Below are 25052 nucleotides of genomic sequence, written 5' to 3'. Positions count from 1 at the left end.
CTTTCGGGTCGTTTTGCCCCATCATGTCAGGCCAGGCTGTCGGCCGGCGCCCGAAACAGTGAAGCCTTCGCGTTGTGCGCAGTGCGCGCCAAATGCAGCCAGGAGGAGGTGGATGTCCAGACGATCGCACACCATCATGAAGTGCCGGCTGGTGAAGATGCTGCCGTGATCGGCTCTGATCGCCTCGGGCAGGACGCCTGGGATCACGTGCTCCCCGATCAACGGGCGCACGGACAACTCCTCGGCCTTGACAACCGCATTGCTGATGGGGCCGAAGAACTCCGGCGCGCCGGCCCACCGCCAGTCATCTGCGCGGTCCTTGCTGACGGCCTGGCTGAACGGGCGCAGCACGTCGTACAGCAGGAGCCCGGCTTCTATGGACGTCGCGCTTCGTGGGACCACCCTCAGGGCGAGAGCCACCCGGGAGCTCACGTCCAGCGCCGTCATGATCTCCACCGAGATCGCCTCGCCGGTCCACGGGTCCACCACGAAGTTGTCGGCTCGGGTCACGTCCACCGCCACCACCTGCCCAGGCCGCAAGGCCGGGTACGACGTGACGGCCATGGCCCCGCGCAGGCGCGTCGTCGTCTGCCTACGCGTCGTCCGTCCGCGCTGGTTCAGGCCACGAGACAGGTAGGCCCGCAGAGTTGCTTCGGGAACGTGGACGTCGTGCAGACCTTCGCAATTCAGCGCCAGTCGGGTGCGCCGGTACAGTTCGTTGATCTCAAGCAGAGACTGGGTCCCGTCCATGGCCGACAGGACCTCGTCGGCGACTCGCATCAATTCGGGGTCAAGGCTGGCGAAGTCCTTGTGAGACTTCTTGCTCCGTCCATCGATCAGGGCGAGGACACCGCCGTTGACGGGATCGTTGTAGGCCTGGACCCACGCCTGGATCGTGCGTAACGCGGTGCCGCCGATCGACTCGTACGGGCGGCGTTCGCGGTCCTCGCGGGCGCGCTGCGCGCGACGGTTGATCGCAGCCTCCGACTCCAAGAGAGCGGCCATGGACAGGCACCTTGCACGTTCGCTGAAGCCTCCCTTGGGGTCGAACGCCGAGAACGGTTCCCCTTCCCGGGCGAGAGCAGGATGTCCGTTGGCGTATCCCGTCAAGATGGTCTGCACCACCTCCAGCCGGTCAAGCGCCGCATCCCTCGCAGGTTTGCTCAGGCCGGCCAGCAAGGAGGCCACCGGAAGTGCCACCGCGTCTACGCGTCCATCCGCAACCCTGCGAGCTGTCTGCAGGTCAGCCCACAAAAGCGTCGTGGCGTCGCCGGAGAAGTCCTTCACGACCACTCCGGTCGGATTCACCGACACCACCACGCGAACACCCTTGGGCAGCAGAACACTTGAACCCGCAACCAGGTCTACACGCACCCCGCCGTTCATGCTTCCGCCCCACCGCGGGCCACCACGAGAGTGTCCTCGTCCCACAACTCGTCCAGCTCCATCACGAGGTCCCCGGTCCACACCAGGTGCCAGAACGCCCGGGTCCGAAATCCTCGTCCGTCATCACTGGCCAGCACGTCCCTGAGCGGCCGAGGGCCCGCAGTGAACAACTCCATCAGGGCCGGCCTGGCCGCCTCCAACCACTCGGGGATTCGCCGCGCACCGGCGATCCACCGCAAATTGGACGAAGCCACCGCCGGCAGGCCGGCGAAGGTCGAGTATGACCATCCCACCCGCTCACACTCGGCCCCAGTGCGAGCAGCCTTCAGATCGAATGCGTCATCCTGGCGCGCCGCAGGGCGGGCGTCCCACACCTGAACCTGTCCATACGAATTGACCGCAAGAATGTCAGGGCAATGGGAGATCCCGTCAGACCACGTCAGTCGAACAGGTTGCGCGACGATCCACTCCACGTCCCGACGATGGTCGAGCCAGGTCACCAGCTCGTGCTCCAGACCTGACTCCAGCAGCAGTGGGCCGCCGATCGTAGACACGCGCGCCCGCACCGGGATGTGGCGGGACAACGCCGCGGAGCGCACCTTGCGGACCGGCAGGAGATCTCTCACCGGTGGCGCCCCGGAAGCCCAGTCCCACTCGGACAGGACGCCATCCGGCCCAATAACCCTCCACGTCGGTGAACCTTCCAGCGGGCTCACCAGCGACAGTCCTACACTGGACACGACAGAACTCCTCTTCAACGTCGCGAAGCAGGTCTTTGTCATCGAGGGCGTCCCGCTGCAACGGGACGCCCTCACTGCGTCTACACGAACTAAGCACACTCACCCCCAACGCGGGGTGCCTTTATCATGCAACCACTCTCCTGATCCCGTAGACACGCCGTCGCCTCCGTATGCTGCATACGCGGGCAGTTGTGTGCAAAGTAGGGGCGGTCTCGACAACGATCAGAAGTTCTGGCCGCCCATGTCCTTGAAGCGCGACAAATGGCCCTGGAAGGCGACGGTGATGTCCTTCGTTGCGCCGGCACGGTGCTTGGCGACGATGATGTCGGCCTCGCCGGGGCGCTGCGAGTCCTTGTCGAAGTAGTCGTCTCGGTGGAGCAGGATGACCATGTCGGCGTCCTGCTCGATCGAACCCGATTCACGCAGGTCCGACATCTGTGGACGCTTGTCGGTGCGCTGCTCCGGGCCACGGTTTAGCTGCGAAATCGCGATGACCGGAACCTCGAGCTCCTTCGCGAGCAGCTTGAGCGCACGTGAGAACTCCGACACCTCCTGCTGACGCGACTCGACGCGCTTGCCCGAACTCATGAGCTGCAGGTAATCGATCGCCAAGATCTTCAGGTTGTGCCGCTGCTTGAGGCGGCGCGCCTTCGCCCGAATCTCCATGAGCGACATGTTCGGCGAATCGTCGATGAACAGCGGCGCCTCGTTGATGCGCCCCATCGTCGTGGCGATCTTGACCCACTCGTCGTCGGTCATCGTGCCCTTGCGCATGTTCTGCATCTGGATGCCCGCCTCGGCGGCCAAGATGCGCATGGTGATCTCCGTGCGCCCCATTTCCAGGGAGAAGAAGGCCGCGCAGTGCCCGTGCTGGATGGCCGCGTTGCGGATGAAATCCATGCCCAGCGTGGACTTACCCATCGCCGGTCGCGCCGCGATGACGATCATCTGGCCCGCGTGCAGACCGTTCGTCAGTTCGTCGAAGTCGGCGAAGCCCGTGAGGATGCCGGCCGCCTGCCCGCCACCCTGAATCTGCTCGATCTCGTCGACCGTCAGCTCCAGCACGTCACCGAGCTGGACGTAGTCCTCGCCGCCACGCTTGTCGGCGACCGCATAAACCTCGGCCTGCGCCGCGTTGACGATGTCCTCGACATCCCCGCCGTCATCGCCATAGCCCATCTGCACGATGCGCGTACCCGCGTCGACGAGGCGACGCAGCACCGCTCGCTCCGCGACGATCTGCGCGTAGTACCCGGCGTTCGCCGCCGTCGGCACGCTCGAGATGAGCTGGTGCAGGTACGCCTGCCCACCGATGCGCCCGAGTTCGCCGCGCTTCGTCAGCTCGTCGGCGACGGTGATAGCGTCCACCGGCTCGCCGCGCCCGTACAGGTCGGTGATGGCGTCGAAGACGACCTCGTGCGCCGGACGGTAGAAGTCGACGCCCTTGACCTCTGCAATGACGTCGGCGATGGCGTCCTTGCTCAGCATCATGCCGCCGATGACGCTCTGCTCGGCCTGCAGATCCTGCGGCGGCAGCTTGCCGGGCGGCATCGCGTCGCCGGGTGCGTCGAACTCCGGCGGCGCCTCGTACGGCTCCAACTCGGCCATGCCGCCACTCCTCATCCCGGCGCGAACTCGCCGCGTCGCACTGCCCGTCGGTGCCACCTCGAGCAGCACAGAAGGCACCATCTCACTCAGCACCGACAACCGTACGGAGCAACCCCGTCCGTTCACCAACCGGCCTGTGGGCAACGTTGTGCACAACGTGTTGGAAACGCCGTCCACCCCTGTGGGAAACACGGGGACAAGCCTGTGGACGAAACGAACCGACCCTCCGAAATCCCCGTCATGACGGCGCATTCTTCGTCCCCAGCCTGGGGACGAAGAATTCTTCCGACCTGTGCGACAAGAAATATTGCCGTCCACAGGCGTTGGAATCGTTCATCGTACGATCAACCGCCGTTCGGGCCCCGTCCGCCCGACCTGGCTGGGCGAAATCACGACGTGAAATCGGCCTGCCGGACGCGAAGGCGACGTGGTGGCGTCCCGGCTCGCGATGGTGCTCGCCGTCGAATCCCGGACGCCGACCCGCGAGGCGAGCCTGCGCCCTTCGGCGACGAGCGGTTGGGGGCTGACGAACCGAGACGCCACCCTCACCAAATCAAGAAACCGACCGTGCAGCACGCTTCGACACGCAACCACCCGGCACAGACCGAAATCCGAGGCGACGCCGCTGCGCTCGGAGCACCGGGTCGGGGCCGGCCACCGGTAAAGCCCCGGCGGCCTTCGTCACCCCTTGAAGGACTCCACCGGTAGAACCGCCGGCAAACGGAACCAGCGCTGCGCGGCTTGCCGGGACGAGTCCGTCAACACCGTCCACCCACCTGCGTCCACGCCGCGGTGACGTGCCAGCGCGTCCAGCCCGTCCCGCATGAGCCACACGACGACAGGATCCGCACCCCGCACGGCAACGGTGTCCTCCACCGCCTGCGGTTCGAGGTCAAGCCAGGCTGCCAGCGCCTGCTCGCTCACCCCGAGCACCTCGACGTGACGACGCAACTGCTCACCGGTGACTTCACGTTCACGACTGTTCAACGACACGCCCCGACCCCTACGCTCGCGAACGCCGACGGGCGCCTCTCCCAGTCGGAAGAGGCGCCCGTCGGTGAGCACACGGCGGGTCAGCCGTTGCGCGACATCGCGAGTGTGCCGGGCACGTACGACGTACCGAGCTCCTTCGACTCCGCGATCTTGATGCTCACGAAGTTGCGTCCGTCCACGATGCCCCAGTGCAGGTGCGGGCCGGTGGAGTTGCCCGTGTTGCCCGAGCGAGCGATCTGCTGACCCTGGACGACACGCTGACCGGGAACGACGTTCATGGACGACAGGTGCGCGTACTCCATCGCGTGACCGGAGGCGTCGCGGATGAGGATGGTGTTGCCGCCGCCGGTGTTGTACTCCGCCATGATGACGACGCCGGAGGCCGACGCGACGACGGGCGTCCCTGCGGGCACCGCGAAGTCGACGTGGTGCTTGTCGTTCCACTTGTAGTGGCTGGCCGAGCCGTACGGACCCTGCGAGATCGGCGCCGCGTAACCGCTCGGGAACGGCAGTTCGTAGGGGGCGTTCGGGCTCACGAGCGTCGGACGAGCAGCCTTGCGGGCCACCTTCTTCGACGAGCTCTTGGGCGTGCTCTTCTTGGCGGAAGCAGCATCCGTCTTGGCGAGCGCGTAGGTCGTGCGGACGCCGACAATGCCGTCGACGGCGAGGCCCTTATCGGTCTGGAACGCCTTGACGGCGGTGAGCGTCTTCGGGCCGAAGACACCGTCGGCCGTGATGCCGAGCTTCTTCTGCACCGCGCGCACGACGGCGCCCTCGTCGCCGATGTTGACGACCGAGTCCTTCGAACCCGGCTTCGAGGCGGGCTTCGTCGACGTGGCGTTGAGAACGGACCAGGTCTTCGATCCGACGACACCGTCGACGGAAAGGTTGTTGGCGCGCTGGAAGTCCTTGACCGCGGCGGTCGTGATGGGGCCGTAGATGCCGTCACGCACGAGCGCCAGGCGGGCCTGGACCTGCGTCACGTCACCACCACGAGCGCCGAACGCCACCGTCTTGGGGGTGTCACCGGCAGCTGCCTCGGCGGCCTTGTCGCCTTCGACGGCGAGAGCGGGGGCCGCCATGAGGGCTGCCGCACCGGTCGGAAGGGCCGCACTCACACCGAGCGCGACGGCGGATCGACCACTGCGCGCAGCTGCGGCACCGACACGAGCCGAGTCGAGGTAGCCGGCATGCGAGGAGAGATGCTTGGGCACGTACTTCGTCATGGCTTCTGCACTCCGTGAGTTCGTGGAGCGCACGGGCGAAGCCGACAACGCGCTCACAGGGATCTGAGGCCACGCTGAATGCGTGACATGACCGAGGATGCCCCACCGAATGAGCGCTTCAAAGCACCGAAAAAATTACACGCGTGTCGTTCAGAGCCGCCGTGATCTGCCCGTGATGACGGGAAATTCGGGCGAATTGTGCGCGTTTTCGGGCAGCACGAATCGAACATCCTTTCGCTCTTCGAAAAAATGTTCGACAGAAAATTTCTTCTTCAATTTTGTCCACGATGTGGGACGGCGCTCAGCTCGTCAACCGTGTCAGCTTCCCCACTGCCGGTACCGAACCGATCCGAGCGCCATCCCCGTCACACCGCGGAGGCTTTGGTGATCCCTACTTGATGACGCGCGCGTACCCCGACGGCGATCTGTAGACCTTGCGCATCGCAACCGGAACGCCCGGCTGCGACGAGTCGATCATCATGCCGTTCCCCACGTAGATACCGACGTGGTACGCCGGGTAACCCCAGAAGACGAGGTCACCGGGCTGCGGGTCGGAGACACGCGGGAAGTACGCCTGCTGCTGAGCCGCGGTACGCGGCATGTAGTAGCCGAAGTTCTTGAACACGTAGCTCGTCAGACCGGAGCAGTCGAAGCCGGCAGGCGACGAACCGCCCCACACGTACGGCGTTCCCGCGAACGTCTGGGCGAAGGCGATGACCTGCGCCGCGGTACCCGTGGCCGGAGTACTCGGCACGGACGGCGTCGACACCGGCGGCGTCGTCGGCTGCGGGGCGTTCGGGCCGACGCATCCGAGCTTCGTCCACGTGCGCGGGCCGACGATGCCGTCCGCGTACAGACCGGTTGCGCGCTGGAAGGCGAGCACCTTGGCCTTCGTGTTGGCACCGAACCAACCGTCCGTGGGCAGGCCGAGACGGTCCTGCAGCACCTTGACGAGCTGGCCCGAGTTGCCCATGCGCAACGTCGTCGACGTCGGCGAGCAGGCGGGGGTCGTGGTCGTCGGCACCGTGGGCGTCGTCGTGCCCGTGGTGGGCGTCGTCGTGCCCGTGGTGGGCGTCGTCGGGCGCGTCGGCGTCGTCGGACGCGTCGGCGTGACGGCCGAGCCGCCCACCTTGGCCCAGGTGCGCGCTCCCACGATGCCGTCCGGCACGAGGCCGTTGGCGCGCTGGAACGTCTTGACCGCGCTCAGCGTGGCCGGACCGAAGATGCCGTCGGCGGTGACACCGACGCGGGCCTGAACGATCTTGACGGCGGCGCCGCGCGAGCCGTACGAGAGCGTCGGGCGGGGGGTGGAGGCGGAGCCGTTGGTGGTGTCGTCACCGGGCGCGGCGAGCGCCGAAGCGGCCGCCATCAGCGTGCCACCCGTCGGAATGGCGAGCGCAACACCGGCGCCGACGGCTTGCTTGACCGTCAGGCGCGGCAGTGCGGAGGTAGCGCGTTGGCGCCGCCTCATGTGCAAGGGAGCGTGGGTACTCAAATGAGCAGCCTTCCTAGGTGAAGTCGTCACGACGTGCACACCCCCGACGTCTCGGACGTCGGGTGCGTGCGCACGTCACTGCCACACCCCTGCCAGCCCCCGCTCACAAAGGTGCTCGTTTACTGTGCCTGACCGGACCCTGTGAAGAAAGTGAAAGTTGCCGACACGCAGGGGTGAATGCTTGACTCGTCGAGCAGGATGCGCGTAGAAGCACGACGCTGTGAATCACCCGATCGTGCGTGGTTCTGCAGAATTTCGGCCAATATCAGATACAGGTCGAACGTCATGGAAGGCGCGCCGACACGCCGCGAAAAAATGTGTGGTGCATCTCGCATCGTGAGACGTTAGGAGCCGTGTGACGCACCCCATCGCTCGACTCGCGGTGCCTGCGTTCTTCACCCTGATCGCCGAGCCCCTGTTTCTCCTCACCGATTCGGTCGTCGTGGGGCGCCTCGGAACGTCGGCGCTCGCCGCGCTCGGAGCCGCGAGCGCGATCCTCCTCACCGCCACCGGCATCTTCGTCTTCCTCGCCTATGCGACGACCGCCGTCGTGGCACGACACCTCGGCCGCGGCCACCAGGACGACGCCGTCCAGGCCGGCCTCGACGGTGTCTGGTTGGCCCTCGCTCTCGGCCTGCCGCTGTCCGCCGTCACCGCAGTCCTCGCCCGTCCCGCAGCACGCGCCATGAGTGGCTCGGGCGGGGCCGACGTGGTCGACCAAGCCACGACCTACCTCCAGATCAGCTCCGTCGGCATCCCGGCCATGCTCATCGCCCTCGCGGCACAGGGCCTTCTCCGGGGCCTCCAGGACACGAAGACTCCTCTGTGGGTGACAGGCATCGGTTTTGCGGTCAACGCCGCTCTCAACGCCTTTCTCGTCCTCGTGGTCGGCTGGGGGCTGGCCGGTGCCGCCGTGGGAACGGTGGTCGCACAGTGGCTCATGGCCCTGGCGCTACTCGTCTCCATCGTGCGCCGCACCCGCCACCTCGACCTGCGTCCCCATCCCGCCCGCGTCCTGGCGGCTGCCCGCTTCGGCGCGCCGCTGCTCGTGCGCACGGTGGCGCTGCGCGCCGTCCTGCTGCTGACGACGGCGGCGGCCGGCACGTTCGGTGCCACGACGCTGGCCGCGCACCAGGTCGCGATGACGATCTTCACCTTTCTCACCTTCGCCCTCGATGCCATTGCCATCGCCGCGCAGGCACTCATCGGGGAGTCGCTCGGGCGCGGCGACCACGACGAGACGCGCGAGCTCTCGGCCGTCATCACCCGCTGGGGCTGGTACAGCGGTGCCGCAGCGGGCCTGCTGACACTCGCCGCCGCGTGGCCCCTGCCCCACCTGTTCTCCGACGACCCCTCGGTGTTGCGCGCGACCACGGGCGCCCTGGTCGTCATCGCCCTCGTCCAACCGGTCGCGGGGGTCCTCTTCGTCCTCGACGGCGTCCTCATGGGGGCCGGAGACGGCCCATTCCTCGCCAAGGCACAGGTCGCCCTCCTGCTCGCCTACCTCCCAGCCCTGGGCGTGCTCATGCTCGCCGACGAGTGGCTCGAGGGGCTGGACGTCGCGGCCCCGCTGACCGCTCTGTGGGTTTGCTACTCGCTCTACCTGACGGCTCGCTGCGTCGTGCTGGATCGTCGCCGCCGCGTGGACGCGTGGATGGAACTGGCTGTTCCGTAACCGAATCGACATGCCGAAGTCGACAGAACGACGCTTGCCTGCACGTACCCTGAGGGCCACACCACAGAAGTTCGGGAGGCCACATGGCTCGCGTCGGAAAGCATCATGAAACCCCCAAGGGGTACACTCGACGAGGCGTCGTCCTGGGCGCCGGTGGCGCCGGCACGGCTCTCGCGCTGCCGAGTCTCGTCGGCGCAGCTGAGGCCTCTGCCACCACCGTGGGCCTTCGCGACAAGATCTACGCCATCGATGCGGCGACGACCGGAACCCTGTCGGTCGCCGTCTACGACCGCCGCTCCGGCCGGTTCTGGCAGTACAGCGCGGGAGTGCGCAACGAGTGCGCCAGCATCGTCAAGGTGCTCATCCTCGCCACGGTGTGTGACCGCGCTCAGCGCCTCGGGCGTGCCCTGACGGCGTGGGAGAAGTCGCAGGCGAGCATCATGATCCGCTACAGCGACAACAACGCTGCGACGAATCTGTGGAAGAGCGTCGGCGGCGCGCCGGCCGTTCAGGCCATGGCCACGAAGCTGCGCATGTACCAGACGGTGACGAACAAGGCCTGGGGCCTGACGACGACGTCCGCCTACGACCAGATGGTGCTCATGGACGAGATCTTCTGGTTCGGTCGGGTGCTCAACAGCACCAACCGCGGCTACATCAGCACGCTCATGGGTCAGGTGACCTCCGGCCAGCGCTGGGGTGTCGGCACGTACGGCACCTCCCAGGTCAAGAACGGGTGGCTGCCCTACAACGGTCAGTGGCGCATCAACAGCGTCGGCCACGTCGGTGGCTACGGACGCAACCACACGCTCGCCATCCTGCAGCGCACCCCCACGATGGCCATCGGTACGAGCGTGGCCAACCGCGTCGCGAAGACGATGTGGGATCACCTCGCGACGCCACTGTGACAGTCCTCGAAGTGTGACGGCGAAGGCCCCGTGGACATCCGAGGAGGATGTGCCGGGGCCTTCGCCATGCGTACGCGAGATCGAACGTCGTCGAGGACAGTTCTGCCCACGACATGCAGAAGCTCCCACCCTCGCCAGGAGGGTGGGAGCTTCTGCGTGGTCTACGCGAACGCGTCAGGCGCGCGCGACGTTCAGCTTGACCGTCGCCTGGACCTCCGGGTGGAGGCGGACGAGGACGCTGTGGTCGCCGAGCGAGCGGATCGGGGTGGTGATCTCGATCTTGCGCTTGTCGACGGAGCCGGCGCCGGCTTCCTTGATGGCGTCGGCGATCTCGTGCGTGGTCACGGCGCCGAAGAGGCGACCGTTCTCACCGGAGCGCGCCTTCAGCGTCACCTTGGCGTTCTCGAGGTTGCCCTTGATGGACTGAGCCTCTTCGAGCGTCTTGACGGCGCGGGACTCGCGAGCCTTCTGGATGGAGTCGACCTGCTTCTGGCCGCCCTTCGTCCATTCGGTGGCGAGGTTGTTCGGCAGGAGGTAGTTGCGGGCGAAGCCGGGCTTGACGTCGACGACGTCACCGGCCGTGCCGAGCTTGGAAACCTCGTGCGTCAGGATGACCTTCATGATGGTGTTCCTTTCCGCCTGATCAGCGAGCCGAGCTCGAGTACGGCAGCAGGGCCATCTCGCGGGCGTTCTTGACGGCGTTGGCGATTAGGCGCTGCTCCTGGACGGAGACGCCCGTGACGCGACGCGCACGGATCTTGCCGCGGTCGGAGATGAACTTGCGCAGCAGGGCTGCGTCCTTGTAGTCGATGTTCTCGACCTTCGCCGCCTTCAGCGGGTTGGCCTTCTTCTTGGGCTTACGCACAACGGGCTTTGCCATCGTGGTGCTCTCCTTCTATGAGAGCCCGAGTGGGTGACTCGGGATAGCGAGTGTCTTGTTTCGCCTCGGCCGTCGGCCGGTGCGAGGTGGGTCGTGACGAATCACGACCGGTGTGAGGAGGAGCCGATCAGAACGGGGGCTCGTCGTAGGACGGGCCGGTGGACCAGCCACCATTGCCGCCCTGCTGACCGCCGGCGTTGCCCTGACCACCCTGCTGGCCGCCGGTGTTGCCACCGGTTGCCCACGGGTCGTCGTTGGGGCTGCCACCGAAGTTGCCGCCCTGCTGGCCGCCACCGAAACCACCACCGTTGCCGCCCTGCTGGCCGCCGAAGTTGCCCTGGGAGACGTTGCCGCCCCCCTGGCCTCCTCCGAAGCCGCCGCCGGGGCCGCCGGAACGCTGGGTCTTGTTGACCTTCGCCGTGGCGTAACGCAGCGAGGGGCCGATCTCGTCGACCTCGAGCTCGGTCGTCGTGCGCTTCTCGCCTTCCTTCGTCTCGTACGAACGAGACTTCAGTCGGCCGGTGACGACGACCCGAGTGCCGCGCTGCAGGGACTCGGAGACGTTCTCCGCCGCTTCACGCCAGATGGAGCAACGCATGAAGAGGGTCTCGCCGTCCTTCCACTCGTTCGACTGACGGTCGAACTGGCGGGGGGTCGAGGCCACGGTGAAGTTGGCGACCGCTGCCCCGTTCGGCGTGTACCGAAGCTCGGGGTCGGCGGTGAGGTTGCCGATCACGGTGATGTTGACGTCGCCTGCAGCCATGGGTGGTTCCTCCTACTTAAGTGTGGGGAGTTCTCAGGCGTCCTTGCGCAGGATCTTGGTGCGCAGGATGGACTCGTTGAGGCCCAGCTGGCGGTCAAGCTCTGCGGCGGTGGCCGGGGTGGACGTGAAGTCGACCACGACGTAGATGCCTTCGGACTTCTTCTTGATGTCGTACGCCATGCGACGACGGCCCCAGGTGTCGACGTTGTCGACGGTGCCACCGTCCTTCGTGACGACGGTGAGGAACTTCTCCAGCGAGGGCTGGACCGTACGCTCGTCGAGCTCGCCGTCGAGGATGATCATCATCTCGTAGTGACGCATGCGGTAACCCACCTCCTTTGGTCTAAAGCGGTCACGGTCTCTCCGTGACAGGAGGGTTGCAGCGTTGCTCGCCCTCACCGCCTCCTGGCCCGATCGTGCTCGTCGTGAGCGCTTTCGGGAAGAAAGTGGCGTCCACGGGTTGTGGACAAGAGGGCGTAAGCCTCTCAAGACTACCCGTTGCCGTCACGACGGACGAAATCTGTGGACGACTGCCCATGAGTCGGTGCGTCGGCTCGGGCGGCGATCACTTCGCCCGGCGGGCGGTGCCGGCCACGGAGTCGATGCAGGCTCGCACGAGGAAGAGAACGGCGATGAGCCGCACGGCGACGAAGACCGCGAACCACTCCTGCGGCAGCGCCTTGGCCGAGTTCGAGGAACGCGCGATGAAACCCCACACGACGACGAAGTAGGCGAACTCTGCTCCCGCCCACGCGAGGTGGTCGCGCCAACGAATCGCGCACAGGGCGACGAGCGGAAGCACCCACAGAGCAGCCTGCACCGGCAGCGCCCGCGAGGTGAGCATGACGACGACGAGCATGAGCAGCGCGACGGCCGCGGGCGTCATCGTCTCGTCGCGGCTCGCGAGAAGCCAGCCGAGACCGATGGCGAGGATCCAGCCGGTGACAGCGAGCGCCGTCAGGGACGTGGGCGAGAGTGTGAAGCCTGCGAACGAGAAGATCTGCCACAGCGAGCCGTACGACGCGCCCTGCGCCTTCCACGTCGTGAAGGACGCGAACGGGTTGGCTCCGGAGATCAGCATGAGACCCCCGACGACGGCGAACGTCACGGCTGCGCCGAGAGCAACGCCGGCCAGATCGCGGGTGCGCCGACGAGCCAGAGCCACGAGGATGACGGCGAGCAACACGGTGCCCAACGCGGGCCTGGTGAGAAGCGCTGCGGCGAGCAACCCGCCACTCAGCGCCGCCCGGTTGCGGCTCCAGGCCCACAGCCCGGCCGCAACGAGCAGCACGGCGAACGCGTCGAACGAGATGAGAGCCGTCGTGATGAGGACGGGCGAGAGGGCAACGTGCGCAGCAGCCCACGGTCCCTTCGGCAGCGACGCCGCGGTGAAGCAGACGGCGAGGGCGATGAGCAGGGCGATGAGCGCTGCGCCCCAGGCGAACATGCCCTGCTGCAGACGCAGCTGCGAACCACCGGGCACGAGGATCCTCACGATCCAGGTGATGGCCGCGGTCAGCGGTGGCTGCCCCGCATTCCCCGGTGACGACCACGGCGTGCTGCCTGCGTCACCCGCAACGGCCACGGGGAGATCCGAGTAACAGGCGCGCCACAACGATCCGGGCGTGGCCCAGCCCGTCGAGACACAGTGGTTCTTCTGGAGCACGCCCAGCGCGACGAAGACCGAGCTGAGGGCCGACAGAACCGCCGCAGCGGGCCGCCATCCGCGCACCCCCGGCACGGCGTGACGCCCGAGCGGGCCTCCGATGACGTGCGAAGCCGCTGCGACGACGGAGTCGGTGCGCGAGGGCATCGCGGCGCGCCGCGGCACACGCTGAGGACGCATGCTCTTCCTCTGCGCACCTGAACTCATGGGCCCAACCCTAGAGCGTGGCCGCTAGGTCACGGAGCCGAGGTGAGGGAACCACTCGGTGTCGGCGTCGGGCTCGGCGGAGAACTCGACGTTGGCCGCGGCGTCGACGGCCTGGGACTCGACGTACTCGAGGAACGGCTCGGGGACGAACTCGACGAACTGGGCAGCTTGCTCGAGCTGCTCGAGGACGACTCCGGGGAGTCGCTCGTCTCCGGCGAGGGCGACGATGTCGAGGACGTGCTGCGCTCCGGGTAGGGCATCGGTGCCGTTGACGGGGGCACGTAGGTGCTGCTCGGCAGAGGATCCTGGGTCTGCGGCTTGTCCTGGTTGTAGTACGAGCGCTCCGGCAGCTTCGTGACCTCCTGGCCCTCGAGCGCGGCCTTCATGAAGTCGACCCACACCTTGCGCGGAAGGCCGGCACCGTAGACGTCTGCCGACGGGATTCCGGGCAGGTTCTGCATGGGCTTCGCCGTGCGTCCGTCCTCGCTGTAGTACATGCCGACGGACGTGGTGAGCTGGCCCGGCGTGAATCCGTTGAACCAGATGTACTTGTTACCCGTCGCGGTACCCGTCTTCGCGGCCAACGGACGGTTCAGCTGGTACTGCGTGCCGGCGGCCGTTCCGTAGACGCCGGTCTTGCCCAGAGCCCACGTGACGTCGTCGGCGATGCCCTTGTCATAGGCCTGCTCGCCCTCGACCTTCACGTCGTAGCTGTAGCTCTCGTCGTACGTGCGCACCTTCGAGATGAGGTAGCGGTCGTAGCGCTTCCCGCCGGAGTTGAGCGTGTTGTAGCCCGTGGCCTGGTCGACGACGCGGCTGTCACCGGTACCGAGGACGTTGAGGATCTCCTTGGTGTCGTTCATGCCACCGAGGGTCTTGGGCATGCCCGAATCCTGTGCGGCCTTGAGGGTCTTCTCCGGGCCGATGTCCTGGTTGAGCCGCACGAACGCCGTGTTGATCGAGTACGCGAGCATGTTCGTGATCGGCTGGAAGCCGTACGACTTGTTGTGGTCGTTCTGCACGAACGAGTTCGGCCCGAGCCGCATGTAGTTGTTGCCGTTGTACCGCGTGTCGATGGTCTTGCCGTCGCGCAGCGCAGCGATGGCTGCGTAGATCTTCATCGTCGAGGCACTCTGCAGCATCGAGCGGTCGGCGTCGGAGTAGGGCGCCTTGACGGGGTCGTAGTCGGCTCCGCCGTACATGGCGACGACGGCACCGTTGTTCGCCTTCTCCGCGACGAGACCCGTGTGCAACTTGCCCTGCAACACGACAGGCGTGTGGGCCTCGACGGCGCGGACGGCGGCGTCCTGGGTGCGCTTGTCGATCGTCGTCGTGATGCGCAGACCGCCACGGTCGATGTCGGTGGTCGAGAGCTTGAGCTTGCGCGACAGCTCCTGACGCACCGATGCGACGACGTACCCCTCGGGTCCGTCGGCGTACTTGACGGGCTCACGCTTGTAGAACGTGGGCATCGTCGCCTTGGAGCGCTCCGCCTCCGAGAGCCACCCCATGCTCACCATGCCGTTGAGCGTGTACGCCATACGCGCGTTGGCGCGCTTCTCGGAGTTGGGACCGACCGTCGGATCCATGTTCTCCGGGTTGTTGACCACCGACGCGAGGAAGGCGCCCTCGACCGGCGTCAGCTTCGAGACGTCCTTGTGGAAGTAGGACTTGGCCGCAGCCTGGACGCCGTACGCGCCACGTCCGAAGTAGACGTTGTTGAGGTAGGCCTCCAGGATCTGGTTCTTGCTCATCTCCTGGTCGACCTTGAGGCTGATGACGACCTCTTTGACCTTGCGGGTAATCGTCTTGTCCTGGGTGAGGAAGTAGTTCTTGACGTACTGCTGCGTCAGGGTCGAACCACCCTGACTGCCGCTTCCCTCACCCTTGAAGTTGTTGATGAACGCTCGGGCGATGCCCTTCGGTGAGATGCCTCGGTTCGAATAGAAGCTGCGGTCCTCCGCAGCGATGAAGGCGCGCTGGACGTGCTCGGGCACCTTCTCGATGGCAACGGGATCGCGGTTCGTCGTGGTGAAACGACCCATCTCCGTCTTGCCGTCGGCGTAGTAGACGACAGAGACGGACTGGGTGGCCTGCGCGTTGGCCTTGGGAATGTCGATGGCCATGTAGAGAACGACGAAAGCCAGGACGGCGAGCAGGAACAGGCTGGCGAAGCCGATGAGAGCACCGCGCAGGATGCGCACCGGCATCGAGCGCTTGGACGCCTTGGCGCGGCGGGAGGCGATCCACCCGGCCGCAGCGCTCTTCGAGGAACCCTTCGAAGAAGCCTGCGGCTTCCTGCCTCCGGCGGCGGGGCGACCACCCGCGTTACCGCGCCCCTGGCCCGACTCATTGACCACGTACTGCCTCGCTTCGTGCGGCGCGAGCCTCGGAGCACGCGCGGATATTACCTTCCAGGGTACCGACCGTCTCCGACATCGCCCTCCCACCGATTCGAAACCCGCACCTCCCGACAGCCGTCGGTCGTTTCTGTTTGGATTCCCCCATGAGCCGCAAGTCACTGCAGCGAGCGAACGCGACGTACGCGTCCCGTCACCCTCGTACCGTGCGGCGCACCGACGAAACGGTGCGCCGCATCCGCGCGATCGTCGACGACGCCGGCATCAACTACCTGTCGGTGACGGGTCGCGCGAAATCTCCTGCGTCCTTCTCCGCCAAGGTGGTTCGCCGCGCGGAGCAGCTGGGTCACACCGACTTCGACCCGCTCGTCGAGATCACCGACCAGGTGGGCGTGCGCATCGTGACGTACACGCTCAGCGACATCGAGCCGGTCGCCCAATTGCTCGGCGACCACTACACCGTCCTCGAGGATCGCGACATGGGACGCGAAACCGCGAGCGAGGGACGGTTCGGGTACGCGAGTCGTCACATGCTGATCTCGACCGACCCCGACGCGACGGGGTACGAGGCGTCGAAGTGCGTCTCGGTGCAGTTGCGCACGGTGCTGCAGCACGCGTGGGCCGAGTTCGAGCACGACGCGCGGTACAAGGGTGAGGTGCCGAGCGAGCACGCGTCGGAGCTGGACCGCCGCTTCACACTGGCGGCAGGGCTCATCGAGTTGGCCGACCGGGAGTTCTCGGTCATCCGCGACACCTTGGCGTCGGGGGTGCGTGAGCGCGACTTCGACGATGCCGGTGGGCGCATCGACCCGCGCGAGCTCGCGTCGTTCCTCGCAGGCCGCTACGCCGATTCGCGCTTCTCCCGTGTCGATCACTACGTCGACACGGCCGACTTGCTGACGGAACTCGGCGTCGAGTCGATCCACGACCTGCGCGTGGAGTTGCAGGGTGTCTCGTCCGAGCGGGTGTCCCGTGCGATGGGCTACAGCTTCCCGCCCGGCGCGGTTCGCCGACTCGAGGACGACCTGCTGGCTCGGTTCCGGGAGCGCTTCGTCGAGCTGCCGGGCAACGCCGAGCGTCAGGATTCGCTGCGCGGCCGCCTGCAGCGCCTGGGCAACCTGTCGTAAAGGCGAGGGCGAAGGCCCGCGACGCATCCGGTGCAGTTATCTCGATCTGGCGGCGATATATCGCGGCCAGATCGACACAAGTGCACCGGCTAGTGTCGCGCGTCATTAATTCGTTGACAGTATGGGATGATGGCATATGCCGCCACCTGTGCTGGAGATCAGCGAAGAGGACCGTGCGACCCTGACCTCGTGGACACGGTCGCGGACGTTGCCGGCGGGACGTGCGCAGCGTGCGCGGATCGTGCTGGCCGTCGCGGCGGGGACGGGCACCTCGGCAGTGGCGCGGCATGTCGGGGTCTCGCGTCCGACTGTGATCAAGTGGCGTGACCGGTTCGCCGTCGACGGGCTCGCTGGCCTCGAGGACGAGGAGCGTTCGGGCCGACCGAAACGCATCGATGATGCCGTGATCATCGCCACCACGCTCGAGCCGCCACCGGCCAAACTCGGGGTGACGCATTGGTCCTCGCGGTTGCTGGGCAGGCACTTGGGGATCGGGGATGCCACCGTCGCCCGTGCCTGGCGCAAGTACGGGGTCAAGCCATGGCGGCGGGAGACGTTCAAGTTCTCCACAGACCCGGAGCTGGAGGCCAAGGTCCGCGACGTGGTCGGGCTGTACCTGAACCCACCGGAGAAGGCGGTCGTGCTGTGCGTGGATGAGAAGTCCCAGATCCAGGCCTTGAACCGGACCGCGCCGATCCTGCCGCTGCGACCAGGCTTGCCGGAGAAGGCGACCCACGACTACAAGCGCAATGGCACCACCACGCTGTTCGCCGCTCTCGAGGTAGCCACCGGTGCGGTGACCGACCAGTGCTACGACCGGCACGGTAAGGCCGAGTTCCTCGACTTCCTCAAGAAGGTCGCCAGGGCTTACCCGCGCCGGGAGCTGCACGTGGTCCTGGACAACTACCACACCCACAAGCACGAGGACATCAAGCAGTGGCTGGCCAAGCACCCGCGGATCACGTTGCACTTCACCCCGACCAGCGGGTCCTGGCTCAACCTCGTCGAGGTTTTCTTCGGGATCATCACCCGACAGGCCATCCGCCGCGGCTCCTTCGACAGCGTCAAGCAACTCGTCACAGCGATCAGCACCTTCATCGACGGCTGGAACGAGCGCTGCCCCCCATTCATCTGGACCAAGACCGCCGAGGAAATCCTGCCCCACGCCACCCGTCAAACCAGTTCAGGCGCGTGACATCAGAGACCGAACGCGCCGCCGCCGACGAGGATTGCGACGCCCAGTCCGATCAGGACGATGGGGAAGAGGATGTGCTCCCGCCGTTCGAGGACCTCGGCGATGGGTCGACGCGTGGCGACGAACTTGGCGGTGGCCACCAGCACTGCCACGAGCACGAGGAAAACGATGCAGAAGGTGATGACAGCGGGAGTACTGATGTTGAGGAAGACCGGGACGTAAACGCCGATGTTGTCCCCACCGTTGGCGAAGGTGACGCCGGCGACGGTCGCCACGGCAACGCTCTTACCTGACACGGCGGCATCATCGTCGTCGCCCTCGCCGCGGTAGACCTCCCACGCAGCCCAGAGACCCAGCGCGAGGGGGATGAGCCCAAAGTAGGGAATCGCCTCCTCTGGCAGCGCCCACCCCGCCCCCAAGGTCACCACGAGTGCGGCGGCGAGGATCCCGACGAAGCCAAGGTATTGCCCGGCCAAGATCTTCGCGGTCGTCCCGGGGCGTCCGGCACCTCGGGCGAAGAAGAGCGAGAGCACGATGATGTCGTCGATGTTGGTCGCGATGAAGAGCCCGATCGCTTGGAGCAGCGCCGCGGCCGTCATGCGCCGGACCTGCCGTCGTGGCAACCAGGCACCTCGCAGGCGACGTCGAGGCAGGGGGCGTCCGCGTCGACGGCCAGCTTGACCTCGACCAGCTCGGTGAGCGCACGTGCGAGGTGGGGGTCAGCGATCTCGTAAAGGGCCTGGCGGCCCTCATGGGTGGCGACCACGATCCCGCAGTCCCGCAGGCAACCCAGGTGGTTCGACACATTCGAGCGCGTCAGGTCTAGCGCGTTGGCGAGCTCTGCCGGATGCGCGGGGCACGCCAGAAGCGACAGAAGGATCCGTGAACGCGTGGGGTCGGCCATCGCCCGGCCCAGACGCTGCATGGCGTCCAAGCGGGAAGCAAGAGTCAGCATGCACTGAACGATACAGTAACCGCTGAACTACAATCGCCCCACCCAACTCGTCAAACAAGTTCAGACGCGTGACACTAGAGGCGCGCCACGCACCTCAGCCGACTACCGAGCAGCCCCCGGCCAGGTCACGAAGCCGAGACACTCCCCCTCAACAGCACCACGCTGGAAGCGGACTCCGCACCGACGAGGGACGCCCGCGGAGCGTGCGGCCCGAAGCCCTGTCGCACCGAGCTGGCTCACTGAGGACGCGAGCCTGCGAGCGCCGTCAGTGAACCCGCCGGAACACGGGGCAAGGGAGAATCAAAACGTCTTGGCGTCGATCACGAACCGGTACTTCACGTCGGAGCTGACGACGCGGTCGTAGGCCTCGTTGATGGTGTCGGCGTTGATGAGTTCGATTTCGGCGGTGACGTCGTGCTCGGCGCAGAAGTCGATCATTTCCTGCGTTTCGCGGATGCCGCCGATGTTGGAGCCGGTGACGGACTTACGGCCGAGGATGACGTTGGCCGCGTTGAACTCGAGGTTGTCCACGGGCAGGCCGAGCATGACGAGGGCGCCGTGGGGGCGCAGCGCGGCGAGGTAGTGGCGCACGTTGATGGGTGCGGACACGGTGTTGAGGATGACATCGAATTCGCCGCGACGCTTCTTGACGGCGTCGGGGTCTTCGGTCGTCGCGATCCAGTCGGTGGCGCCGTAGCGGCGTCCGTCCTCTTCCTTGGAGCGGGTCTGGGAGATGACGGTGACGTCGGCGCCCATGGCCTTGGCGAGCTTGACGGCGACGTGGCCGAGCCCGCCCATCCCGACGACGGCGACCTTGGAGCCTTCCTTGACGCCCCAGGTGCGAAGCGGCGAGTAGGTGGTGATGCCGGCGCACAGCAGCGGGGTGGCGGCTGCGGCGTCGAGGCTTTCGGGGATGTGGATGGCGAAGGCTTCGGAGACGACGATCTGCGTCGAGTAGCCGCCGGCGGTGGGCGTGCCGTCGAAGCGGTCGATGCCGTTGTAGGTGCCGACGGAGTTCGGGCAGTTGTTCTCCTCGCCGGCGAGGCACCACTCGCACTCGCGGCAGGAGTCGACGAGGCAGCCGACGCCGGCGCGCTCGCCGACGGTGAACTTCGTGACGTCGGAGCCGACCTCGGTGACGCGACCGATGATCTCGTGGCCGGTCACCATCGGGAAGGTGATCTTGCCCCACTCCTCGCGCACGGTGTGGATGTCGGAGTGGCAGATTCCGGCGAACTCGATTTCGATGCGGACGTCGTCGGGACGCAGGTCTCGGCGCTCGAGCGAGCCCTTCTCGAGAGGAGCGTCGGCGGCAACGGCCTGGTAGCAGGCAACGGTGTTCGTCATGCTTGCTACGCTACGCCGACCGGGGGTGAGAAGCATTCCCATCAGCGGTGCGTGTTCCTCGCGCGGTCAGGCGTGGGGTTCCGGCCGGAAGTCCCGACGTCGGGAGTTTTGCAGCCCCGTGGGAGGGGATCAGCGGCAGAACTCCCGACGTCGGGAGTTCTACTCGCTCAGAGGGGAACAGAGGCCTTGGAGGCGCTCGGCGATGTCGGCAAGCTCGCGCAGGTGCCCCTCGGCGACGTCGAGGATGAGTCGATACCTGTCGTCGTCGGTTCCTTGGAGATGCTGACCGTTGAAGGCAAGGAACAACCACACCGCACCGAGCGACGAACGCTTGTTTCCGTCGACCAGCGCGTGGTTCGTCACGAGGGAGTGCAAGAGCGCAGCGGCCTTCGAGAACAGGCCGGGGTAGACGTCTTCACCGAAGACAATGGCCCGCGGTCGATTCAACGCTGAGTCCACCAGCCCCCAGTCGCGGATCTGAGGCACGGCTTCGAGAGCTACCTCGCTGGCGGCGAGGAAGTCGTCCATCGAGAGGAAGCGAAAGCCGCTCACGAGTCGCGCAGACGGTCGAGCACGGCACGGTTCTCGCGGGAGAACTGCTCCAGCAAACGATCGCGCTGCTCGCGACGACGCAAGGAGTACTCCTCGACCGCCCGCACAGCGGCGGCCTGCATCGAGAGACCGTCCTGGTCCGCGGCAGCACGAAGAGCCTCGGTCTGTTCATCGGTCAACCGCAGTGTCATAGCCATGTCCTGATGGTATCGCCGTGATACCACGCTGAGAAGAGTGCGCCGCCATGGCCGCTTCAACGGAAGGATTCCGCTTGCACGCAAGCACGGGGCTTGGGCGCCGGAAGGGAGGATCTCACACCTTCTGGCGGTTGAGAGGGTTGGTCAGCGCTCGTGCCGCTTGCGGACCGTCAGCGCGGCCAGTGGTTCAGTCGATTCACAGCCATCTGCCATGCCCCCAAGCCCTGGGAAAGCAGGTCCGGTCGTCACCGGCTCGCCCTGGCCCCGGAACTCGCTTCCTGCGGGAGTGCTGCCGACCACGGATCCGGCAGCGCGAGTAGCCGCCGTACCTCATCCGCATGAACTCGGCGGCGCCCACTTCTGAAACGATCCCCGAGGCACCTCCTCGTCGAAGCACTTTCCGCTGTCGGGGTCGACCGACTCACGTCACCGTTCGGCATAGCTCACGATGCAGAACTCGTTGCCCTCCGGGTCGCACATCGTGAGCACTGACCCTTCGTCATAGTCGTGACGCACGCCGGCCCAGGAACCGCCTAGCGCCTCGATCCGTCTACGGGCCTCTTCGACGTCACCGACGGAGACGTCGAGATGGATCCTCACCTTTCCCGCTCGAGCCTCCGGCACCGCCTGGAAGGTCAAGCGTGGCGCGGTATCGTGCCGAGAGCCGACGCTGGCCCAGCCGGGCGCGTCCATCTCCGCCGTTCGGGGCCGACCCAGCAGGTCACTCCAGAATCGGGCCAGCCGCGCGGGGTCGACGCAATCGATGGTCACTCCGGTCCACGAGGCGTTCGTGCGTTCGTCACTCACCAGTCGATGATGCCCGACCCCAGGCGAGAGGACACCGTCGCCGTCGATGGGATGGTCGATCTGCTGTCGATTCGCGCACTCTGCGGCGCGAATCGGCAACAGAATCTCGCGTCAGCGCTCCTCCTTTTTAGGAGCGCTTCCTCAACGCTCACTACGGCAGGATCCTCGCTTCACTGCGGTCCTACCTCCGTTCGCGCACATGCGCCGCACCGAGCGCAGCGACTGAGCCTGCGAAGTCGCTACGCCGGAAGGCGCACCACACGATGCTTCGTCAGCGCTCCTCGGTGCCGGCGATGAAGGCCTCCAGCTTCGCGCGGCCCTCACCGTCCTCGCGCTGCTCGGGCGGGCTCTTCATGAGGTAGCTCGACGCCGACAGCAGCGGGCCGCCGACACCACGGTCCTTGGCGATCTTCGCGGCGCGGATGGCGTCGATGATGATGCCGGCCGAGTTCGGCGAGTCCCACACCTCGAGCTTGTATTCGAGGTTCAGGGGCACGTCACCGAACGCGCGACCCTCGAGGCGCACGTACGCCCACTTGCGGTCGTCGAGCCACGCGACGTAGTCGCTCGGGCCGATGTGCACGTTCTTGTCGTCGATCTTGCCCGCGAGCGAACCCGACAGGTTCGACGTCACGGCCTGCGTCTTCGAGACCTTCTTCGACTCGAGGCGCTCGCGCTCGAGCATGTTCTTGAAGTCCATGTTGCCGCCGACGTTCAGCTGGTACGTGCGGTCGAGGGCGACGCCGCGGTCTTCGAACAGCTTCGCCATGACGCGGTGCGTGATCGTCGCGCCGACCTGGCTCTTGATGTCGTCACCGATGATCGGCACACCGGCGTCCTCGAACTTCTTCGCCCACTCCGGGTCGGAGGCGATGAAGACCGGCAGCGCGTTGACGAAGGCGACGCCCGCGTCGATCGCGCACTGCGCGTAGAACTTGTCGGCCGTCTCCGAGCCGACCGGCAGGTAGGAGACGAGGACGTCGACCTTCGCGTCCTTGAGCGCCTGGACGACGTCGACCGGCTCGGCGTCCGACTCGTCGATCGTCAGCGCGTAGTACTTGCCGACGCCGTCGAGGGTGTGACCGCGCTGCACCGTGACGCCCGTGGGCGGCACGTCGGCGATCTTGATCGTGTTGTTCTCCGAGTTGTTGATCGCCTCGGAGAGGTCGAAGCCGACCTTCTTCGCGTCGACGTCGAACGCAGCGACGAACTCGACGTCACCGACGTGGTAGTCACCGAACGTCACGTGCATGAGACCCGGCACGTGCGCGTCCGGGGAAGCGTTCTTGTAGTACTCGACGCCCTGAACCAGCGAACTGGCGCAGTTGCCGACGCCGACGATGGCGACGCGGATGGAACCCATGGAACTCACTCCTGATGGACGAGCCCCCAGAGGAAATGTGGTCAGACCTCGGAGGACAGCGGGCGCGGATCGGCAACGGCCTTCCGCTCGATCTCGATGAGTTCGTTCACCCAGCCCACTTCACGCTCCGTGGACTCCACGTCGTGGCGGAACAGCTCCGCGATGTAGGAGTCACGCGTACTGCGACTGTCACGCGCCTGTTCGCGGGAGCGTTCGAGACGCTCCTGCAGACGCAGGCGTCGCCCCTCCAGGATGCGCAGGCGCACCTCGGCGCTCGCGCGGGAGAAGAAGGCGAAATGCACGTCGAAGTTGTCGTCGTCCCAGGAAGCCGGGCCGGAGCGCGACAACTGATCGGCGAAGACGTCACGGCCCTCGTCCGTGATCTCGTACGTGATACGCGGGCGACGCCCCCCGGGCGCGAACGACGCGCTTTCGGTGATGAGGCCCTTGCGCGACAGCTTCGCGAGGCACGGGTACAGCGACCCGTAGCTCACGACACGGAAGGCACCGAGCACACCGGTGAGTCGCTTACGCAGCTCGTACCCGTGCAGCGGTGCTTCGTGCAGCAGCCCGAGAACAGCGAATTCGAGCACTGTGCCACGGCGTGACATGCGCTTCTCCTTCGTCTGGCCGGGTGGCGTGGCCATCCCCGCGTCCGATGCGAACGCTCATTCTTTCAAGAACGGCCACTGACGGGAAATGGCGAGCGGGTGAACGCTCGTCGACAGTTCTAGCAGATATATCGACTCGACATATCGAAAACGCGACGCCGAGTCCCTGGCAGTTCGCTGAGTCCCTCAATGTCGAACCTCATCGAGGTGGGTGAGCGCGGTCCGCCGCCATGAGTGAACTCGACGCGCGACGCAGGTGGCCGCGATGTGCCTCGCTGCGCTCAGGCGAGGCAGAGCGCGGCCAGGGCGCCGCCGATCATGAACGGCCCGAAGGGCATTCGCGCGCTCCGGCCTCGACCCCGGAGCATGAGGACAACACCCCACAGGCCACCGAGGAGGAAAGCGCCGAACGCGCCCGCCGCCCACGTCTCCCACCCGACCCAACCGAGCAGGCCACCGAGGGAGGGGGCCAGCTTCACGTCTCCCAGGCCCATGCCACGCCCACCACCGAGCAGGGCCAGCGCAAGGTAGAACAGCCCGAGCAAGGCTGCCCCGGCCAGCGCCCGCCGTGCTTCGAGCCAGCCGGCGGATGACGTCGCCAGCGTCGCGAGGGCGAGGCCGCAGGTCGTCACGACGACGCACGCCAGGGTGAGGCGATTGGGCAGGCGGTGTTCGTCGAGATCGACGAGGGTGAGCGCGAGTAGGAGGGGCAGCACGAGGAGCAGGGCCGTGGCGAAACCCGGCGCCTCGTTCCACCAGCGCCCGACGATGCCCCCCGCGGCTACGAGCGCAGCGACCGCGAGCAGGGCCTCCCGGTCGCGTCGACGCTCGTACGCCGCTTCCGAACCGGGCATTGCGACCTCCGGGACGACATGACGCGTCATGAGCGCGAGGGCGCCCGCAAGGAACAACGCAGCACCCACCCAGCCCCAGAGCATGTCGTGAAGTGTGTCAGCGACCGTCGGCGCGTTGGCCGTTTGGCCACAAGCGA

25 protein-coding genes are annotated in these 25052 nt (G+C 66.5%); 4 read left to right on the top strand and 21 right to left on the bottom strand.

Annotated features, from left to right (window positions below; all coding sequences use genetic code 11):
• Positions 1 to 21 precede the first annotated feature (21 nt).
• From AA983_RS14675 to AA983_RS14665, 6 genes are all read right to left on the bottom strand, one after another.
• Positions 22 to 1386: a hypothetical protein gene (locus AA983_RS14675; RefSeq protein WP_129665793.1), complete on the bottom strand. Its 1365-nt coding sequence runs from the start codon at positions 1384 to 1386 to the stop codon at positions 22 to 24.
• Complete coding sequence (locus tag AA983_RS04545; RefSeq protein WP_197078938.1) at positions 1383 to 2126, bottom strand: TnsA-like heteromeric transposase endonuclease subunit; 744 nt, start codon at positions 2124 to 2126, stop codon at positions 1383 to 1385. Before AA983_RS04545 ends, AA983_RS14675 begins: the two co-directional genes overlap by 4 nt.
• 222 nt (positions 2127 to 2348) lie before the next feature.
• Complete coding sequence (gene dnaB, locus AA983_RS04540; RefSeq protein WP_082128679.1) at positions 2349 to 3734, bottom strand: replicative DNA helicase; 1386 nt, start codon at positions 3732 to 3734, stop codon at positions 2349 to 2351.
• A gap of 681 nt (positions 3735 to 4415) precedes the next feature.
• Positions 4416 to 4727 carry a DUF2316 family protein gene (locus tag AA983_RS15630; RefSeq protein ID WP_197078937.1) on the bottom strand — a complete coding sequence of 104 codons (312 nt, stop codon included), beginning with the start codon at positions 4725 to 4727 and terminating at the stop codon, positions 4416 to 4418.
• Between the two features lie 80 nt (positions 4728 to 4807).
• Positions 4808 to 5953, bottom strand: a complete 1146-nt coding sequence (locus AA983_RS14670; protein ID WP_052946857.1) for a peptidoglycan DD-metalloendopeptidase family protein — start codon at positions 5951 to 5953, stop codon at positions 4808 to 4810.
• Between the two features lie 391 nt (positions 5954 to 6344).
• Entirely contained in the window at positions 6345 to 7424 is a 1080-nt protein-coding gene (locus tag AA983_RS14665; RefSeq protein ID WP_052946856.1) for an NlpC/P60 family protein, read from the bottom strand.
• Between the two features lie 379 nt (positions 7425 to 7803).
• Between AA983_RS14665 and AA983_RS04515 the strand changes: the two genes are divergently transcribed.
• Both AA983_RS04515 and AA983_RS04510 read left to right on the top strand, forming a co-directional pair.
• The gene (locus tag AA983_RS04515; RefSeq protein ID WP_047310890.1) at positions 7804 to 9123 is read left to right on the top strand and encodes an MATE family efflux transporter; all 1320 of its coding nucleotides are present in this window, start codon (positions 7804 to 7806) and stop codon (positions 9121 to 9123) included.
• An 83-nt stretch (positions 9124 to 9206) separates the two neighbouring features.
• The gene (locus AA983_RS04510; RefSeq protein ID WP_052946855.1) at positions 9207 to 10031 is read left to right on the top strand and encodes a serine hydrolase; all 825 of its coding nucleotides are present in this window, start codon (positions 9207 to 9209) and stop codon (positions 10029 to 10031) included.
• Positions 10032 to 10205: 174 nt separating this feature from the next.
• Here AA983_RS04510 and rplI read toward each other — a convergent pair whose 3' ends face one another.
• The 6 genes from rplI to AA983_RS04480 form a co-directional block, all read right to left on the bottom strand.
• A complete protein-coding gene (gene rplI / locus AA983_RS04505; RefSeq protein WP_047310889.1) occupies positions 10206 to 10652 on the bottom strand; it encodes a 50S ribosomal protein L9 in 447 nt (148 codons plus the stop codon).
• Positions 10653 to 10674: 22 nt separating this feature from the next.
• Entirely contained in the window at positions 10675 to 10911 is a 237-nt protein-coding gene (gene rpsR / locus AA983_RS04500; protein WP_006944621.1) for a 30S ribosomal protein S18, read from the bottom strand.
• 127 nt (positions 10912 to 11038) lie between these two features.
• Complete coding sequence (locus AA983_RS04495; RefSeq protein ID WP_047310888.1) at positions 11039 to 11674, bottom strand: single-stranded DNA-binding protein; 636 nt, start codon at positions 11672 to 11674, stop codon at positions 11039 to 11041.
• Positions 11675 to 11707: 33 nt separating this feature from the next.
• The gene (rpsF, locus tag AA983_RS04490; RefSeq protein WP_047311233.1) at positions 11708 to 11995 is read right to left on the bottom strand and encodes a 30S ribosomal protein S6; all 288 of its coding nucleotides are present in this window, start codon (positions 11993 to 11995) and stop codon (positions 11708 to 11710) included.
• A gap of 244 nt (positions 11996 to 12239) precedes the next feature.
• Complete coding sequence (locus AA983_RS04485) at positions 12240 to 13520, bottom strand: hypothetical protein (RefSeq protein WP_052946854.1); 1281 nt, start codon at positions 13518 to 13520, stop codon at positions 12240 to 12242.
• A 56-nt stretch (positions 13521 to 13576) separates the two neighbouring features.
• Positions 13577 to 15907, bottom strand: coding sequence for a transglycosylase domain-containing protein (locus tag AA983_RS04480; RefSeq protein WP_052946853.1), 2331 nt, complete (start codon positions 15905 to 15907; stop codon positions 13577 to 13579).
• Between the two features lie 146 nt (positions 15908 to 16053).
• Between AA983_RS04480 and AA983_RS04475 the strand changes: the two genes are divergently transcribed.
• Entirely contained in the window at positions 16054 to 17034 is a 981-nt protein-coding gene (locus AA983_RS04475) for a GTP pyrophosphokinase family protein (RefSeq protein WP_047310887.1), read from the top strand.
• Positions 17035 to 17170: 136 nt separating this feature from the next.
• Positions 17171 to 18229 (top strand): IS630 family transposase, encoded by a 1059-nt coding sequence (locus AA983_RS04470; protein ID WP_047310886.1) that lies wholly within the window; start codon positions 17171 to 17173, stop codon positions 18227 to 18229.
• A 2-nt stretch (positions 18230 to 18231) separates the two neighbouring features.
• Here AA983_RS04470 and AA983_RS04465 read toward each other — a convergent pair whose 3' ends face one another.
• The 9 genes from AA983_RS04465 to AA983_RS04425 form a co-directional block, all read right to left on the bottom strand.
• Complete coding sequence (locus tag AA983_RS04465) at positions 18232 to 18828, bottom strand: cadmium resistance transporter (protein ID WP_006947316.1); 597 nt, start codon at positions 18826 to 18828, stop codon at positions 18232 to 18234.
• Positions 18825 to 19184 carry a helix-turn-helix transcriptional regulator gene (locus AA983_RS04460; protein WP_006947315.1) on the bottom strand — a complete coding sequence of 120 codons (360 nt, stop codon included), beginning with the start codon at positions 19182 to 19184 and terminating at the stop codon, positions 18825 to 18827. Before AA983_RS04460 ends, AA983_RS04465 begins: the two co-directional genes overlap by 4 nt.
• A gap of 300 nt (positions 19185 to 19484) precedes the next feature.
• On the bottom strand, positions 19485 to 20531 hold the full coding sequence (locus AA983_RS04455) for an NAD(P)-dependent alcohol dehydrogenase (protein WP_047310885.1): 1047 nt from the start codon (positions 20529 to 20531) through the stop codon (positions 19485 to 19487).
• A gap of 159 nt (positions 20532 to 20690) precedes the next feature.
• The gene (locus AA983_RS04450; protein ID WP_231579518.1) at positions 20691 to 21083 is read right to left on the bottom strand and encodes a type II toxin-antitoxin system death-on-curing family toxin; all 393 of its coding nucleotides are present in this window, start codon (positions 21081 to 21083) and stop codon (positions 20691 to 20693) included.
• Positions 21080 to 21280: a hypothetical protein gene (locus AA983_RS04445; protein WP_047310884.1), complete on the bottom strand. Its 201-nt coding sequence runs from the start codon at positions 21278 to 21280 to the stop codon at positions 21080 to 21082. The genes AA983_RS04450 and AA983_RS04445 overlap by 4 nt, the downstream gene beginning before the upstream one ends.
• A gap of 426 nt (positions 21281 to 21706) precedes the next feature.
• Positions 21707 to 22087, bottom strand: a complete 381-nt coding sequence (locus tag AA983_RS04440) for a VOC family protein (RefSeq protein WP_082128678.1) — start codon at positions 22085 to 22087, stop codon at positions 21707 to 21709.
• A 271-nt stretch (positions 22088 to 22358) separates the two neighbouring features.
• Positions 22359 to 23450, bottom strand: coding sequence for an inositol-3-phosphate synthase (locus AA983_RS04435; RefSeq protein WP_047310882.1), 1092 nt, complete (start codon positions 23448 to 23450; stop codon positions 22359 to 22361).
• Positions 23451 to 23491: 41 nt separating this feature from the next.
• Positions 23492 to 24061 (bottom strand): PadR family transcriptional regulator, encoded by a 570-nt coding sequence (locus AA983_RS04430; RefSeq protein ID WP_047311229.1) that lies wholly within the window; start codon positions 24059 to 24061, stop codon positions 23492 to 23494.
• 281 nt (positions 24062 to 24342) lie between these two features.
• Positions 24343 to 24999, bottom strand: a complete 657-nt coding sequence (locus AA983_RS04425) for a prepilin peptidase (RefSeq protein WP_052946852.1) — start codon at positions 24997 to 24999, stop codon at positions 24343 to 24345.
• Between the last annotated feature and the right edge of the window lie 53 nt (positions 25000 to 25052).

Origin of the sequence: Dermacoccus sp. PE3, from assembly GCF_001021715.1 — a bacterium.
In the GTDB taxonomy this organism is placed as follows: domain Bacteria; phylum Actinomycetota; class Actinomycetes; order Actinomycetales; family Dermatophilaceae; genus Dermacoccus; species Dermacoccus abyssi.
Note: the sequence above shows the minus strand (reverse complement) of the source record. Positions and strands in the feature narration are given on the sequence as shown.

Bases quoted from the DNA above. Each gene is read 5' to 3' on its own strand.
- AA983_RS04485 (WP_052946854.1), bottom strand. From the start codon at position 13,520: ATGCGTCCTCAGCGTGTGCCGCGGCGCGCCGCGATGCCCTCGCGCACC.
- AA983_RS04435 (WP_047310882.1), bottom strand. From the start codon at position 23,450: ATGGGTTCCATCCGCGTCGCCATCGTCGGCGTCGGCAACTGCGCCAGT.
- AA983_RS14665 (WP_052946856.1), bottom strand. From the start codon at position 7,424: ATGAGGCGGCGCCAACGCGCTACCTCCGCACTGCCGCGCCTGACGGTC.
- AA983_RS14675 (WP_129665793.1), bottom strand. From the start codon at position 1,386: ATGAACGGCGGGGTGCGTGTAGACCTGGTTGCGGGTTCAAGTGTTCTG.
- rplI (WP_047310889.1), bottom strand. From the start codon at position 10,652: ATGAAGGTCATCCTGACGCACGAGGTTTCCAAGCTCGGCACGGCCGGT.
- AA983_RS04475 (WP_047310887.1), top strand. From the start codon at position 16,054: ATGAGCCGCAAGTCACTGCAGCGAGCGAACGCGACGTACGCGTCCCGT.
- AA983_RS04430 (WP_047311229.1), bottom strand. From the start codon at position 24,061: ATGTCACGCCGTGGCACAGTGCTCGAATTCGCTGTTCTCGGGCTGCTG.
- AA983_RS14670 (WP_052946857.1), bottom strand. From the start codon at position 5,953: ATGACGAAGTACGTGCCCAAGCATCTCTCCTCGCATGCCGGCTACCTC.
- dnaB (WP_082128679.1), bottom strand. From the start codon at position 3,734: ATGGCCGAGTTGGAGCCGTACGAGGCGCCGCCGGAGTTCGACGCACCC.
- AA983_RS04425 (WP_052946852.1), bottom strand. From the start codon at position 24,999: ATGCTCTGGGGCTGGGTGGGTGCTGCGTTGTTCCTTGCGGGCGCCCTC.
- rpsR (WP_006944621.1), bottom strand. From the start codon at position 10,911: ATGGCAAAGCCCGTTGTGCGTAAGCCCAAGAAGAAGGCCAACCCGCTG.
- AA983_RS04495 (WP_047310888.1), bottom strand. From the start codon at position 11,674: ATGGCTGCAGGCGACGTCAACATCACCGTGATCGGCAACCTCACCGCC.
- AA983_RS04455 (WP_047310885.1), bottom strand. From the start codon at position 20,531: ATGACGAACACCGTTGCCTGCTACCAGGCCGTTGCCGCCGACGCTCCT.
- AA983_RS04470 (WP_047310886.1), top strand. From the start codon at position 17,171: ATGCCGCCACCTGTGCTGGAGATCAGCGAAGAGGACCGTGCGACCCTG.
- AA983_RS04465 (WP_006947316.1), bottom strand. From the start codon at position 18,828: ATGACGGCCGCGGCGCTGCTCCAAGCGATCGGGCTCTTCATCGCGACC.
- AA983_RS04510 (WP_052946855.1), top strand. From the start codon at position 9,207: ATGGCTCGCGTCGGAAAGCATCATGAAACCCCCAAGGGGTACACTCGA.
- AA983_RS04445 (WP_047310884.1), bottom strand. From the start codon at position 21,280: ATGGCTATGACACTGCGGTTGACCGATGAACAGACCGAGGCTCTTCGT.
- rpsF (WP_047311233.1), bottom strand. From the start codon at position 11,995: ATGCGTCACTACGAGATGATGATCATCCTCGACGGCGAGCTCGACGAG.
- AA983_RS04460 (WP_006947315.1), bottom strand. From the start codon at position 19,184: ATGCTGACTCTTGCTTCCCGCTTGGACGCCATGCAGCGTCTGGGCCGG.